12 protein-coding genes are annotated in these 15496 nt (G+C 47.9%); 10 read left to right on the forward strand and 2 right to left on the reverse strand.

The window, feature by feature from the left end; translation table 11 throughout:
- Positions 1-53 precede the first annotated feature (53 nt).
- The 10 genes from RRF64_RS01385 to RRF64_RS01430 all read left to right on the forward strand — a co-directional run bounded on the left by RRF64_RS01385 (position 54) and on the right by RRF64_RS01430 (position 12351).
- Positions 54-2243: a glycosyltransferase family protein gene (locus tag RRF64_RS01385; protein WP_323844036.1), complete on the forward strand. Its 2190-nt coding sequence runs from the start codon at positions 54-56 to the stop codon at positions 2241-2243.
- A gap of 44 nt (positions 2244-2287) precedes the next feature.
- On the forward strand, positions 2288-3040 hold the full coding sequence (locus RRF64_RS01390; protein WP_323844037.1) for a sulfotransferase family protein: 753 nt from the start codon (positions 2288-2290) through the stop codon (positions 3038-3040).
- Between the two features lie 21 nt (positions 3041-3061).
- Positions 3062-3934, forward strand: a complete 873-nt coding sequence (locus RRF64_RS01395) for a GDSL-type esterase/lipase family protein (protein WP_323844038.1) — start codon at positions 3062-3064, stop codon at positions 3932-3934.
- 410 nt (positions 3935-4344) lie between these two features.
- Positions 4345-5097 carry a sulfotransferase family protein gene (locus RRF64_RS01400; protein ID WP_323844039.1) on the forward strand — a complete coding sequence of 251 codons (753 nt, stop codon included), beginning with the start codon at positions 4345-4347 and terminating at the stop codon, positions 5095-5097.
- A gap of 117 nt (positions 5098-5214) precedes the next feature.
- The gene (locus tag RRF64_RS01405; RefSeq protein ID WP_323844040.1) at positions 5215-5811 is read left to right on the forward strand and encodes a hypothetical protein; all 597 of its coding nucleotides are present in this window, start codon (positions 5215-5217) and stop codon (positions 5809-5811) included.
- The gene (locus RRF64_RS01410) at positions 5808-6860 is read left to right on the forward strand and encodes a glycosyltransferase family 4 protein (protein WP_323844041.1); all 1053 of its coding nucleotides are present in this window, start codon (positions 5808-5810) and stop codon (positions 6858-6860) included. The genes RRF64_RS01405 and RRF64_RS01410 overlap by 4 nt, the downstream gene beginning before the upstream one ends.
- A gap of 215 nt (positions 6861-7075) precedes the next feature.
- A complete protein-coding gene (locus RRF64_RS01415; RefSeq protein WP_323844042.1) occupies positions 7076-8182 on the forward strand; it encodes a glycosyltransferase in 1107 nt (368 codons plus the stop codon).
- 38 nt (positions 8183-8220) lie between these two features.
- Entirely contained in the window at positions 8221-9897 is a 1677-nt protein-coding gene (locus RRF64_RS01420) for a hypothetical protein (protein WP_323844043.1), read from the forward strand.
- A 28-nt stretch (positions 9898-9925) separates the two neighbouring features.
- Positions 9926-11140 carry a glycosyltransferase family 4 protein gene (locus RRF64_RS01425; RefSeq protein WP_323844044.1) on the forward strand — a complete coding sequence of 405 codons (1215 nt, stop codon included), beginning with the start codon at positions 9926-9928 and terminating at the stop codon, positions 11138-11140.
- 2 nt (positions 11141-11142) lie between these two features.
- A complete protein-coding gene (locus RRF64_RS01430; RefSeq protein WP_323845574.1) occupies positions 11143-12351 on the forward strand; it encodes a glycosyltransferase family 4 protein in 1209 nt (402 codons plus the stop codon).
- A 56-nt stretch (positions 12352-12407) separates the two neighbouring features.
- Here RRF64_RS01430 and RRF64_RS01435 read toward each other — a convergent pair.
- Positions 12408-13570 (reverse strand): IS3 family transposase gene (locus tag RRF64_RS01435; RefSeq protein ID WP_323844045.1). Its coding sequence is split into 2 segments (ribosomal slippage): positions 12408-13315 and positions 13315-13570, totalling 1164 coding nucleotides; the frame shifts between segments, so codons are not numbered across the junction.
- Positions 13571-13649: 79 nt separating this feature from the next.
- Positions 13650-15488 (reverse strand): BatD family protein, encoded by a 1839-nt coding sequence (locus tag RRF64_RS01440; protein WP_323844046.1) that lies wholly within the window; start codon positions 15486-15488, stop codon positions 13650-13652.
- Positions 15489-15496 lie beyond the last annotated feature (8 nt).

Below are 15496 nucleotides of genomic sequence, written 5' to 3' on the forward strand. Positions count from 1 at the left end.
TCTACGCACAGTACAGATTGCCATGCGTTGCTTGGTCCTAACAAGGTGATATTGTGACAATTATGATAAAAAAACGAGTCCTTATCTGTGCGAATCCAGATTTAAACTATATCGATGGTTCGTCCATTTGGGCACAGACCATCTGCCTGGCGGTTGCGGCTACGGACGTGGCGCATGTGGACTTCATTGCAAAGAGCACACCTCGACGAGATGAGCTATTTAGGCCGTTATTAGATGATGTTCGGGTCAATGTCATTGACGGAACGGATAAACAGTATTGGGATAATAAAGATTATCGACAATTGAATTCGCAGCAGCTGGCTGATTTGGCTGTGTTTTTAGAGCGAATCAAGTCCTATGACGTCATTATTGTAAGAGGGCTTGAGATAGCTCAGGCGCTTCTGGAGTGCCCCAGCGCGCTCGGTAAGTGCTGGCTGTATCTCACAGACATACCACAAGCCGTTGACGAATATTCACTCGCACAGCGCCAGCTTATGACGCAACTAGCCGGGGGGGCTGCGAAAATTTTGTGTCAAAGCCGTGGTTTTATGGCGCTTTGGCAAAAATTAGTACCGAATTTTCCCGCTGACAAGTTAGCCCTGTACTCCCCGGTAATTCCGGATCTAATGACTACTTGTACGGCAATCGCAAATCGGAAAAGAAAGGCCGTGTATGCAGGGAAGTATAAGTGTGAATGGAAAACCCTTGAGATGGCGGAGCTATGGCCGGAGGTGCACCGGCAGGTTAGCGACAGCGAACTGTTAATGATCGGTGATAAGATTCATAACGAAAGTGTTCCTGAGAATTATATGCAACGGATGCGGGATGCATTAGAGCATACTGCGGGACTTCGATGGGTCGGAGCGCTTTCTCGCGAAAGAGTGCAGGCAGAACTGTTGGACTCTCGTGTCGGACTCTCGTGGCGAGCGGAGTCAATGAATGATACCTTGGAATATTCCACAAAAATACTCGAGTACGGCGGTGCGGGTTGTGCAGCGATCCTAAACAGGAACCAACTCCATGTCGAACTTCTAGGGAATGATTATCCCTTGTATGCTAACAGCACAGAAGAATTCAAGTCTCAATTACGACGTGCATTGGTAGATGATCATGTGGTGGAGGATGCTGCAAGAAGATTGAGAGAACTTGCTGAGCGTCACACATTCTCGTCGTGCGTAGCTACTATTAAAACGTGGCTAAATCAAACGAGTACAGCATCCGCTGGTTTTTCACCTGATGAGAAACGTAACGAGGAAACTAGGATTTTAATTGCCGGGCATGACTTGAAGTTTTTTGCTTCTCTAAAAGATGAACTGGCGAGTTTTGGATTTACGTTCCTCGAGGATAAGTGGTTAGGTCACAACTGCCACGACGAAGAGAAAAGCCGTGAGCTCTTAAATGGAGCGGATATAATATTTTGTGAGTGGTGCCTGGGTAATTTGAAGTGGTATTCGCACAATAAGAGGCCCGACCAGAAACTATTTGCACGCTTTCACGCGCAAGAAAGAAAGCTTACTTATTTGGAGGAAGCCAACTGGTCAAATATAGACCAAATTATTTTTGTTAGTGAACATATGCGTAGAGATGCGCAGAGGAAATTTGGATTCCCGGCCGATAAAAGCATAGTGATACCAAATTTATTAAATGACGAAAAGTTTACGCCAATTAGGAAATCCGGCGATTCGCCTTTCACAATCGGAATGATAGGCATTGTCCCAGCGGCTAAGCGTCTCGATAGGGCGATAGATTTGCTCGAAGAATTGTTGAAAAAGGATGATCGCTATTGCCTACGTGTTAAGGGAAAACATCCGCTGGATTATGATTGGTTATTGAATCGCGAAGAAGAGGTTAGTTATTATAAAAAGATATATAAGCGTATAAATAGCAGCCCAACGTTACGCTATAAGGTTATATTCGATCCGGCTGGTGATGATGTAAATACATGGCTTTCTCTTGTCGGATTTATTTTGTCGCCATCCGATGCAGAGTCTTTCCATTTGGCAGTAGGCGAGGGAATGCTATCTGGCTGTTTTCCTATTGTTTGGAACTGGGATGGTGCTGATAATATTTGGCCTGAAAGTAGCTTGGTGGCCACCGTTTCGGATGCCGCAGAAAAAATAACGAAGTTGAGCCGCTGTTTTGACTCTTCGTCTTTAAAGAATAATAGGGGATATGTCGTCGAGCGGTATTCGTCAATTAAGGTCGTGCCAAATATTATTTCATTGCTGTCTGGTACCGTGTAGGTATTTATTTTTCTAGTTTCAATGTTAAATTTTAGGTGTAATTCATGTCGTTCATTAACAAGTCATTTATTGAAAGCATTAAAAAAACGAAACCTATTTCAGATTTCAATAATCACACTTATATTTCTCTAAAAAATAAGTATGTTTATTTGGCCGTGGGTAAGGCAGCAAATAGCACGATAAAACACCATCTATACGAATTAGAATATCACAATACAAAGTTTAAGACTTTGTCGTTGCACGATCGCCGTTGTTCCCCCTTACTTTCTCCCTTTCAGTTAGATGCAGATTTTTTGGCTGAATTTATTAAGTCTGATGACGTGTTTAAATTCACTTTCGTTCGAAACCCATTTAGCAGACTTCTTAGTTGCTATTTAGATCGCATCGTTCCTAAGAAATCTGCCCCCTATCGACAGTTGATAAAACTGCTAGGGAAAGAGGTGGGCGATGACATCTCGTTCGAATCGTTTGTTTTGGGGATCTGCGATCAATCGCCTTACGAAATGAACAACCATTGGAGATTACAGGTTGATGAGGTTTGTTATAGTCATATAAATTTTGACTATATTGGCCGAGTTGAATCCTTTGCTCAGGACATGGCAAATGTGTGGCCCAAAATTGCCGGTAATTTCGAGTCTGAAAGTCTAGGTGAAGAAAACAAAGCCCCTTCGATTACGAAGTCAAATTCTCGGTTAGTGGACTACTATAGCGAGCGGCTTGTTTCTAGTGTTGTCGATAAGTTTTCGCGTGACTTCGAGGTTTTCGGATATTCGATGGATCTGAACTCGGCGTATTGAGTATATAGAGAGCGATAGATAATGCGTAGACACATAAGACTAAAAGAGTGGGGGCCAAGCATCGATAAGTCCAAAGCCCCTACAGCTGAATATGTGAAGTCTGTGGATGGCTCAATTTCGCAGAAGGAGTTTAGAGTAAGAACGGATAGAAATGGATTTATTACTTCCGGGAGGGATTTGGAGTCAAGAGAGTTCAGTGCTCAATTTTTTTTTCTGGGTGATTCTTTTGTAGAGTCTGTCTTTGTAGATGAAGAGCTAAGGTTTCCAGCATATTTTGAAGAGATTTGTTTAAGGAATAAATTGCCATTAGTGGCCTATAATGGCGGGTACTCTGGGGCAACGACATTACACTTGCTGAACACTCTCTTAAATAAGATTGGGTTCAAAGGTGGTGCTGGCAATATGAAGGCTAAAGTATTATTTGTGTTGCCTTCAAATGATGCGCTTTGTTTAACAAAGGCTGGAGGATATTGGGCTTTTCACAATAAAAGATATTCACCCGTTGTGCCTCAAGACGAGGCCTGTGGTTATACAGTTGATTCTGTTGAGTATTCTGAAGAGCTGTTGTTGCCTCTTTTGGTCAGTGCTTGCTGTCAATTGAATTTGGAATTGTTTTTAGCCACGTTTCCTCATCGTGGAGACATTTATGGTGGCGATGAATGGCTGAGTGTAAGGTACCCAAACGAAAGATATTACAACACTGTATTGAGTTGGCGGAATCGAGCTAATTTGAAAATGCGAGAATTTGCAAAATCAAGTAATCTCCACTTTGTAGACTTTGATGAAAGGTTATCTGGCAAATCCGAACTCTTTTACGATGATCTGCATTTAAATGAATTGGGTAGCAAAGTCGCAGCTGAATACTTATGGGACGAAATTCAGGGGGCGCTTTAAGAGTGCAGTCTTTTCAATTGTTTTTGGGTTAATTACGGATTTAACCTGGTAATTGTAACTATCAATACTATTGGTTTTTTTCGTGTTTAGCGTTTTCATAAGCGGGCTTTTATATCATTTAGCTTATATTTTTTTGACTTGTCTGTAGTGAGAAAATGCAAATTTTTATTTTGGGGACCGGTCGATCGGGGACTTCGATATTAAATCGAGTCATCGGTCTTCATTCAGAGGTTTGGTCTTATAAATGGGAAACACAGATTTTTTCTGGCCTTCCCGCTCTCGTAGATATTGTTGATTGCGACGATCCGATTGAACTCACATGGAAATTTTCCAAGAGAGTAAGGGGCTATCTCTATAAAAGGACTGTAGGTGGAGGTGTCCCATTGACGTCAGTGGGGCGGGGATCACTGATGTCTGAATTTTTCCGACTCAAAAGTCTGTTTTTACGGGGGCGAGCCGCAGCGGAAGGTCGAAGTCAAACCCGGTTGGGATATCAGGCCGGTCTCTTTGAAGTGATTTCCAGTAGTGATTTGAACGACTTGCTAGATGGTTTAATGAGTGCGGTCAAAGCATCTAATACCTGTGTTCAGAGAGCTGACGCTTGTAAACGTTTCTCAGATGGAATATTTGAAAGAGCGGCAGGTCAACACGATAAACAACATTGGTGTGAGAAGACGCCGCGAAACCTCTTGTACGCGGATAAGATACAAAGACTTTATCCGAGAGCTAAGTTCATAAATGTGGTTAGAGATGGTAGGGAAGTTGTCTCCAGCATTTTGGAGAGAAAATTTTGGCCAATAGCCAAGAGTGCGCGTTTCGCGGAAACAAAGCATTTTGGTGGTGATATTAATCTCCAGAAAGCGGTGAATTACTGGTGTTCTCTGATGTCAATTACAGCGAAAATGAGAGATAGAGTAGGCGCTGATAACTGGTTGGATGTCCGACTGGAAGATCTTGGTGGCAATTTCAGTAAGGTTGAGGCTTCTATCGAAGATTTTCTTGAGATAGATCACGATGAGAGGTTTGCGAGCGCGGCCTCACAATTAATTCGAGGTGGGAAGGCTGATCAAAGACGATGGCGAGAGGGAAGGTCGGATCGTGAAGTTGAGTATATGGTCAGTCGAATGCAGGGCTACCTTGAGCAGTACGGTTATATAGGGTAAGAAGTTCGTGTTTCGATTAAAGAAAGTTGAATATTTGATGCTATTTCTACCTTTGTGACGCGGCGATAAATTACGAGCTCGTTCTTAGAGTAATTGGAATTAGGTAGTGAGATCTAAGTGAAGATAAATGATGACGAGGGCGTAGGAAATTTTGAAGGTAGCCTATTTGATGTTTCCGTGCTTCAGTTAGAATGTTTGCGGGAAGAAAGGGATAGGCTGCGCATGGAGATTACGCAGATTAAGGGCTCTCCTGCTTGGCAAATAGGTGTAGCCTTTGACGATATTTTGCGGTCTCCAATAAGGAACGGAATGATTTACTCTGTGCGTTTTTTCCGCAGATTATTGCGGCTGCGCAAGAAAGAAAGAAATATGGCGAGGCACATCGATTTTTCGCATGACGGCGTAACACTTGCTGCATTGTCGGCAGAAACCCTAGTCTTCGGCTTTGATGTGCCTCCCGGATATATAGCTGAAGGTGAAATTTGGATAACTGATAGTGCTGCATTAATGTCTGCCCGCCTAGATGCCGGTGGGTCTGCAGGCACGTTGATTTTGCGTCATGCGGTCGTCCCCATTTTGCAGCGCTTGGAGCGCGTTCGGTTGGCCGGCTGGCGCGTTTTATGGTGGCCTGAAGATGAAGGCGCAAATGAAGATGCCCTCGTAGTGTACGCGCGCAGTAATTGCGATGGCGTTCACGCAGGAGAGATCGCATGAAGGTGATTTACGCCTATCGATACGGGATCGTTGGTGGTGTGTCTTCCCAGTTATTGCTCCGACAAGCTGCAATGGCTGAGGTTGGTATCGAATGCCATTTGTTTTTTAGTCAAGACAACGGTCTAAGAGATATGCCTTGTAATGGGGGGCGAGTGTATTATGGCTGTGACATATCATTACGAAAATTAGTTCTTCGAGTCAAACCGGACGTTGTACTTGTGGTGGATTCCCCGGAGCTACTAAGGGAGGCTCGAGGTGGTTTTTGGGGGCGTATTCCGGTCTTTCTTGACGTACATACTACCACTCATAATGGTCTTGCTTACTTGAGTCACCTGAGCGTGAATATGCTTTCGGGTATTTGCGTGCCTACAAAATATTCTGCTGGGCTTGTGTCCGGAAAGGTGGCTAGTTGTGCCCCCTCGGTTGTTCCAAATCTATTGAACACGGATGACTTCTTTCGGCGAAGCCAAGAGCATATGTCCGAGCCGGCCGTACGTGAGTTTATCTGGGTGGGGAAACTAGACAATCATAAGAATTGGCAGTTGGCTATCATTTATGCGGCGTTAGCAAAAAGCATACTTGGGACGATTCGTTTGACAATCGTCGGAGGTTTCACTGCACCGAAGGCGCGAGCCAAGGAATTGTTTGAGTTAATCTTGCGTATGGATGTTGCGAACGAGGTGCGTTGGATTGACCGTATAGGTAATGCGGAACTGGGAGACCTATATCGCAATTGTGCCCTATCTGGTGGTGCCATGTTGGTCTCCAGTCGAGACGAATCCTTTGGCATGGCCGCTGCGGAAGCCCTTTTGTGTGGGTGCCCCTTGATAGCGAACGACTTGCCGGTATTCCGGGAGGTATTTCCTGATTCATCTCAGGTACAGCGCGTAGATGTTTGGAATCTCGAAGAGGTAGCAAACGCCTTTAAGAGGGTCGAAATGGGTGCTGATGCCGAAAAGATTGAACAGATGAGCTTATATTTGCAAAAGCAGTATGGCAAAACGAAATTTATTCGGGCGTTCCGTGCAGCCGTTGAGGGTGTTCTGTAATGGGGCAGAATAATGAGGTTGAGTCTCTGAAACAAGAGATAGCGGCACTCGAGCGTGAACGTGATCGCTTGCAATCAAGTGCCCGTTACCAACTAGGTAGAATGCTGGTGGATACTGCACGTAATCCCCGCGATCTTCCCTTGGTTCCTTTTCGGCTATATCGCCTGTGGCGAGTACAGAGGTGGCGGCGCCGTGCCCCCGAGCCAGGAGATTCAGTGTATGAGGCGGTAAAAGACAGACTTTTGGGATTTCTCGAAAGAGTCAATGGAGGAAATTCTTCGCACTTTGTCTTTTTGTTCTCTGGAACAACCTGCATACAGGGCACACGTGGTAATCGTCCTATTCGGCAGGCTCAGGCATTGCTTAGACAAGGAATACCAGTACTTTTCAGCTATCATCGTAATGACTTTCACGAGGACGTGCCGCTAGATGAAAGCGACTTACTGATGCAGGTTCCAGTTGATATTACTTTACAGCTTTTAGATCGAATTGCAGAGGTTGAACTTGCGTCCACGCGTAAGGTTTTTGTCGTTTCATATCCATATCCGAAAGTTGTTCCTTGGATCGCAGAGTTTAAGCGAGCAGGATGGACTGTGGTTTATGACTGTAGGGATGATTGGGAGGAGTTCTCGAAGGTAGGAATGGCCCGTTGGTACCGAAAGGCTGCGGAACGTCGTGCCGTAGTTGAGAGCCAAGCTACTATCTGTGTTTCCGGCCCTCTCTGTGACAAGATGCGTAAATTAGCCCCAGGGAGCCGAGTGAAGTTAAGCCCTAATGCAGTGGAGTCGAGCTTCCTTCCCGCTGGGTATCATCGGCGCCCCCGGATTGCGCCGCGTGTTGTTGGCTATTTTGGTCATCTTTCCGATGCTTGGTTTGATTGGTCGGCATTTTTAACCATTGCTCGACGTTGTCCGCAATTTAGATTCGAAATAATTGGGCACTCTGAGCCAGCCAATCTGGATGTTCCATCAAATGTCGAGCTTCTCGGTGCCATGCCTTGGACGCAATTGCATAAAGTCGCTGCAGGCTGGAGTGCTGCGATCATCCCATTTCGCATGGGTAAGTTGTCTGACGGGGTGGATCCGATAAAAATTTACGAATATCTTTCATTTGGACTGCCAGTTGTATCATTTCGTATGCCGCAAATTGAAAGCTATCCGTATACAAGAACTGTAGAGGATGTGGAAGGCTTTTGTACTGCATTAAATGAGGTGTGTGCTCTGACCCCAGATAGGCAGCGAATAGACCTGTTTCTGAGTAGAAATACTTGGGAGGTTCGTGCCAGCGAGCTACTCGAGTTGGTCGAAGGTACGAAATCATGATCCGGAATCTAATCATATCTCTCCGCTGGTGCCTCAGTTTGAGCGGAAAATTCATGCGGGTTACACCAGGCATTACTTTACTGATAGTGCTTGCTTCTCTCGTATCACAATTTGCTCTTGTAGTAGCTATGCTGCTTCCGTTGAAAGTCGTCATTTTGCTTGGGTCCGATAATGTTCCAGCATATTTTCCTGATACCTTCTCGGCCTTTAGTAGGGATGTTTTAATCGGTTGGTTGTGCGCAGCTGCGGTTGGGGTATTCTTGCTTCACCTTTTTTCCGAGAAGGTCATTAGAGCATGCGCGGGCTTGGGGGCTGGGAAATTGTTGGCTAGTAGCCATAAGGTGGCTCTCTTTGCTAATCAAAATGATCTGGCAGTAATTGCGTTTCAGCGTTATGCGAATGCCCTCGCTAATGGTGTCTTTGCACTATTGGCAGTAGGTTTGGTTGCTCTCATATATTGGCAGATTGCCATAGTTCAAGTTGCGTATATGGCAACTGTCCTTTCGTTTCTCCATTTTGCAAGTGGCCATATTCATGAGTTTCGGGAAAGGATTGATCGGCATTTTATTTCGATAGCTGGTGCTCTATCTAAAGTGGGCTTTCTTCTTGTCTTTAGTTGGATTGTCGTTGATTTTATATTTTGGTCTCCCCCCAGTCCGCTAGTTGCGATTATTTCCTTGTTGCTGGCGCGCCAAATAGCGATGCGAGTGCAAGGAGCGATTAGCGATATACGCGGTTTAATAAAACAGCAAAGCAAGCTCGACGCCCTTTTTTTTCACGGAAAATTATTGTTGCCGGATCCTGTTAGCGCTTGTAGCTCCTCGTGGTCACTTTTAGCGGCGGACCGGTTGCGAGGCAAGCTATTGCCCATCATGCAGCAATACTGTGACAAGGAAATTCCGCAGTGTTGGGAGTGGCAGCAGACCAGTATCAATAATATTATTGTTTTGTCTTCACGGGGTTTGGATCGTGAGGGCGGGTATTTGATTAAGATCTTCGAGCGTAATCGCTCGCTTATGGCTCATCATGAGGCAACACTTCTCGAAGAGACATATGGACAGTTTCCGGGATTGTCATTATTGGGGGTTGCAAAGGTTGATGGTTTCCACTGCCATTTTTATCGTCTCGGAAGGAAGCAAAAAGTAAAGCTAAAACAAGCAAAAATTGCAGCAATTAGTGTGCTAACAACGTTAGTTGCAGTAGACCCTCCTCAGCGATTGGTGCGACGCTATTGTCGTTCTCACCCTCTGCTATGGCAGCGAATTAACATGGAGATGATTGCTCGGTTACGTCTGGTGGTAAATAGTAGTAATTCACACTTGGTTGAGGGGCTCAATAAGGCCCTTGATGAATTACAGTCGGAGCTTAGCTCACTGCCGTTAAGTATCATTAATCCGGATCTAAAGCCCGACAACTTAATGAGTGATGACGATGGAGAAGTTTTTCTTGTAAATTGGGGGCGCTGGGGTTTGGAACCATTGGGGGCGGGGTGGCCTGTGAAGCGCGGACTCCGAGGGCTTTTAGAGGGAGCCGTCAATGCGGCGGCGAAACGCCGCGGGTTGGAGCAAATACCTTACGAAAGGTTTGAACTAGCGGCATTGGCTTTTGAGTTTGAGCGACGCTACAAACGGGAGCGATTTGATTCTGCTATTCAGTTAATTCCCCGCATCTTGTCATGTATTAATACTTTCGAGCCTCGAGAGGCAGTGATCTAATATGGCGGTCCGTAATAGATCTATTGTCATGATAGTCTGGAATTCCTTCCAGAATGATGCGAGAGTCTTAAAAGAAGCGCAAACATTAGCCCGGGCTGGTTTTGATGTAACTGTGTATGCGTTGCGTGACAGCGTTGATATGCCAAAAGTTGAGTGCGTGGAGTCGCGCTTGACAGTCCTTAGGTTTGGCCGGGTGCTGCCAAAAGTTAGCGCGGCTACACGAATTGATAATGTTTCTCCTCTTAGGTTGGGTATCTTTAGGTCTTTAGCAATGCTGGTTAAGCTCTCTAGCGAGGGCGCTTCCCGTATATTGGTTCAAGCAAAGATGTTGGTGTCGTTGGTTAAGCGGCAACCAGAGTATGTGCACTCGCACGATGTAGATACACTCCCTTTGGCTTGGTTGGCTGGCAGGCTGATTCGTGGAAAGTTGATTTATGACGCTCATGAAATCAGTGTGAGCCGTGAAGGCTATAGAGATATAGGCAGGTTTGTCGGCTGTATTGAAAAGTGGCTGATGCCGCGTGCCGACGCCTGTATAACTACTACGTCAATGCGTGCAAAATTCTTTGCTCGTGCTTATTCTGTCCCTCGCCCCATAGTTTTGGAAAATAGGCCGCGCTTTACCAAGATAATTAAGAATGAGAAAATCCGTCGAACGCTTGGCCTTAAAGAGCCATTTCCGATAGTTTTATATCAGGGTGGGTTACAGCCGGGGCGGGGCCTCGAGACATTAGTTCGTGCTTTTAAAGATGTCCCCACGGCGTATCTTGTATGTATCGGAGGTGGAAGCATAGGAGAAAGACTGAAGGAAATTGTCAAAACTGAATCAATTTATGATCGTGTATTCTTCATTCCGACAGTTCCCCTTGTAGATTTGCCTGAGTATACGGCTTCCGCCGACATTGGTGTACAGCCGATCGAAAATACTTGCTTGAATCACTATACGACAGATTCCAACAAACTGTTCGAATATATTGTTGCCGGCCTACCAGTCGTGGCCAGTAATCTACCCGAAATTGCGCGTATTGTAAGGGAGAATGATTTAGGGCGCGTCGTTAAGTCCGGGAGCGCCGAAGAGCTGGCAAGCGCACTTGCTCTTTTGGTAAACGACAAAGCTAAACGCGAATATTATGCATCTAGAGCGCGCCAGGCCGCCAGGGAATTGAACTGGGAGAGCCAAGAAAGCCGGTTGGAGGGTTGTTATGGCAGCTTCTCGTCATGTTCGGGAGATATCGTTGGGTGAAGATGCCTTCGAAAATTCTACTAATAAGCTACTACTACCCGCCCGATCTTAGTGCTGGCTCTTTTAGGGTTAAAGCGCTGGTGGATGCCCTGTTGGAAGAGCTTCCTGATACATGTTCACTAGAAATTATCACTACGCAACCGAATCGATATTCGGATGTGCGGCGGACACTTCCTAGTGTCGAAGTTTTATTTAAAGGCCGCGTTCTTGTTCGACGTGTTGAAGTGCGTCAGCACGAGGGTGGTATGCTTTCTCAGGTTCTTGGATTCGTAAAATTCACGCGTTCTTGTAAAGAGCTGCTAGGTTCGCGAGAGTTTGACATTCTTATTGCAACATCGTCGCGGCTAGCAACCGCCATGCTGGGTGCTCATCTGGGGAAGCGGAATGCCAAATTTTGTTATCTAGATATTCGGGACATTTTTACTGACAACTTGGCATTTGTTCTTCCTTTTGGGTTGCGTCGACTCGGTCAGCTTTTTTTTTCCTGTTGCGAATCGTGGACGTTAAAGCGAGCCAATGGCATAAATTTGGTTAGTGAGGGGTTTCGCGAGTATTTTGAGTCCCGCTACCCTCGCCTGAAATTTAGTTTCTTTTCTAATGGTGTCGACGGCGGATTCTATGGTGAATCTACTCTTATTGATCCCTCTGTTAAGTTTAGTCGGGCGCGCACCAAAAAACGTGTGCTGTATGCAGGTAATATAGGTGTCGCGCAAGGCCTGGAAAACATTGTCCCGAAGCTTGCGGCAAGGCTTGGTCCTGAATTCGAGCTCGTGGTTATTGGTAACGGTGCGGCCAGAGCTGCGCTTGAGGCTGAGTTAAGGAGACAGAAGGTAAATAATGTAGTGCTTCTACCGCCAGTCTCCCGAGCACAGTTATATCAAGAATATTGTCAGTCTGATGTACTATTTTTGCATTTAAATGACTTTGCCCCACTACGGAGAGTATTACCTTCGAAGTTATTTGAATATGCAGCTACAGGAAAACCAATTGTGGCAGGCGTCTCTGGATATGCGGCTTATTTTGTAAAGCGAGAGGTAGAGAATGCCGCTGTTTTTTCGCCCGGAGATGTGCAATCTGCCTTAGATGCTATTCATAACCTATCCCTTGTATGTGTTGATAGAACGCTATTTATCAAGAAGTTCGGTCGGCAACGAATTATGCGCAACCTAGTGTCGGATATAATGTCTAGGTTTAGATCGGCGGGCTGTTGATAATGAGATTCTTTAGTGGAGAATCGCATGAGGTCGGCAATTGCTAGATGTAGTGGTCAACTGTTTCCGGACAGTAAGATAAGATTTTCTTCCGCCTTTGCGGGTGGTACACCATCGTTGTGCTGATGGGGACGCTCCCAGTTGTAGTAGGTCATCAGGTAATGGCTGATGTCACGGCTTGCCTCAGCAATCGAGTCGTAGCCGAGAGGCGGTACCCATTCGCTTTTCAGGCTGCGGAATAGTCTTTCCATCGGGGCATTGTCCCAGCAGTTCCCACGACGGCTCATACTCTGTGTCATCCGGTAGCGCCACAGCCGCTGCCGGAATAGGCGGCTCCCATACTGGCTGCCCTGATCCGAGTGGAACATGATACCGCTTGGTTTGCCTCGTTGCTCCCAGGCCATCTCCAGCGCCTTCACCGTGAGTGCGGCATCTGGCTGCTCTGAGATGGCCCACCCAATGATGCGACGGGCATACAGGTCGATAACCGTAGCCAAGTAACACCAGCGTGAACCGGCCCAGATGTAGGTGATATCGCCACACCACACTTGATTGGGCCTTTCCACGTTGAACTGGCGATCAAGCTCATTCGGTATATCTGGTCGTTCAACCGTTGCCTTCTTGTATTTATGAGGGCCGGGCTGCTTGCAGATCAGTCCAGCTTCACGCATCAGACTGCGGACTTTGAAACGCCCAATAGTAATTCCCTGCTCATTGAGCAACCCTACAATTGTTCGGCTACCGGCGGCACTACGGCTACGCTTGAAGACTTCATTGACCTTGGCCCGGAGCTGCACTCTGGGCGCATCAATGGCACGCTTTCTGTTCTTGTACTCGTAGTAGCATGATCGAGGTATTTCAAACGCCTCACAGACCAGTTCCACGGGCTCCTGCTCACTTAATCGGTCTATCAGCGCGTACGATTCATCTCGTCGGACATCAAGAGAGCGGTAGCCTTTTTTAGTATCTCTTTCTCCCGTTCCAGCCGGTTGATTCGGGCTTCAAGCTCCTGGATTCTCTGCTGCTCGGGGGTGAGAGCCTTGCTTGCGGGCGTCTCGCCGTCGCGCTCAGCTTCAAGCTGCTTCACCCAGCGGCGGATGGCAGTTGTGCCGACACCCAGAGAGCGGGCTGCATCCGATATTGAATACCCTTGGTCCACGACCAGCCGGGCAGCATCCAGCTTGTACTCTGGAGAGAAGGATCGACGTTGTCTACTCATTGAACACCTCTGTCTCAGGTGGCAACCTTACCACCTAAATTGGTGTCCGGGATTAGTAGACCACTACACTTGGTAGGGATCAGGAAAACAGATTAGGTAATGAATTTGTCTGCTGTAACGAGGACGGTTCTATCTCTTTCTTTAGCAGCCTGTGGACTAGTATTTGAACTTGCTGCCGATTCAGTGGTCTCGGTGGCACCAGGTAGAGTGCCGTATCTAATAACACCTGTAGTTTATCCAACTCTTCGAAGTCCAGTTGACGATTGGCCTCGCTAACCGTGTGTCCCGTCACCTGAGGCCATCGGACGTGCAGCCAGCTTAAGACGGCCTGTTGTATCTGAGATGCATCGCCGCTTTCTACAATACTTTCGAGCACACGGGCCTGCTGTTCGGCGTTAGGCTGTCGCTGCTCAATTTTTGTACTTCGGATACTGCTGCGATTGCGTAGATAAAAGAAATACAGCAGCCACAGCAAGTGTGAGGCGAGGGCGGCTATGGCCAGGTTTCGCCAGAAGGGGCTTTGCTCCATAACCAGAGAGGCGCCCGGCTTGAGCTCTGGGATGGGTTCGCCGGGCTGCTGCCCCGTTGTGGTCGCAGCTGCACCGCTGACGGTAAAGCGGAAAGCCGGCAGCTGAGTGGCACGCTGGCGATCAGTTTTGGTATCCCACCAGGTGACGGTGATCGGCGGCAGCTGGTACTCACCGGGCTTAGTGGCGACAATGGCGGTGGTTTCTATACGGCTGCCCGTGATACCGCTTTGGTCTACCTGGTCATCCTGTTGGGGTTGGTCGGGGTAGGTTTTCAGGCCTTCGACGTTGAGTTTGGGTAACGGGGGCAGTTGGGCGGCGCGCAGCCCTTCGGCGCGCAGCGTGATGATACGAGTAATGGGTTCCCCGACCCTAAACTCTTGCGGATCCTGGCTCCAGCTTTGCACTATGCCGAGACTGTCCGCGGGGAGCCAGTGACTGCCGCTGTACTTATCGGGCTTGGGCCGCACCTCAATGGTCTTGGCCTCGGAACGCAGGCGTAGGCGCTGGCTGTTGCGGTTGAACAGCGAAAAGGGGTCGCGACGGCCGGCGACGGCGACGTAGTTTAGTTGCGGAATAGTCAGCTCGCCGGAACTTTCCGGAAAGACTGCATAGGTGAGTTCATACACGGCGTGGCCTACGCCATCGATGCGCCGCTCGTAACGCTGTTCATCGACTTTCTCCACATGCGCGCCGGGAATCTGCAATGGCTCTGTGGCGATATCGTGCAGGCCGATGGTGGTGTAAAGGCGGACCTTAACCAGCAGTTGTTCCTGCACGTAGATCTTTTCCTTGTCCAGCTCCACTTCCAGGAAGGCCTGGCGGTCACCGGAGTCTGGCCCGGTACCGGCTTCGCTCACGATTATCGGAATTGCGTCGGATACCTGCCCCTTGTAGTGCAGGGAGGGTACGAACAGGTTGCCCTCGCGCTTGGGGGCCAGGGACAGGGTCCATTCGACAAAGCTCTCGGCGCGGCCGTTGATGACCCGGTACTGGTTGGACTGCTGGCGGGAGAGGATGTCGAAGTCCTGTTCCAGCAGCTCGAAGTCCGGCTGGCCGCCGGATTCGTCGCCGGAGTAGCGCAGGCGCAGGTTCAGGGTTTCGTCTATGCCGATTTTATTGCGGTCTACGGTGGCGGTCAGGTCGCTGGCGTGGGCGACGTTGGTGAATAGTAGGAGTATAAGTGCCTGCAGGAGCGCGATGGTCCAGTGGGTGTAGATGGATCTATCGCGGCCATGGGCGGATTGCCGCCCCGCCGCTCCTACGGCGGGCCTGCGGCCCGGCTTGCCGAGCTGGAGCTCGGCGTTCCCAGGGGTCCGCTCCCCCGACTCCTCTCCCGCAGGCGGGACAGCGTAGAGCGCGCGGTCCATTCCGCATGCATCATGCATCATTCCGCATT

It is taken from the genome of Microbulbifer magnicolonia (genome assembly GCF_035117725.1).
Taxonomy (GTDB): domain Bacteria; phylum Pseudomonadota; class Gammaproteobacteria; order Pseudomonadales; family Cellvibrionaceae; genus Microbulbifer; species Microbulbifer magnicolonia.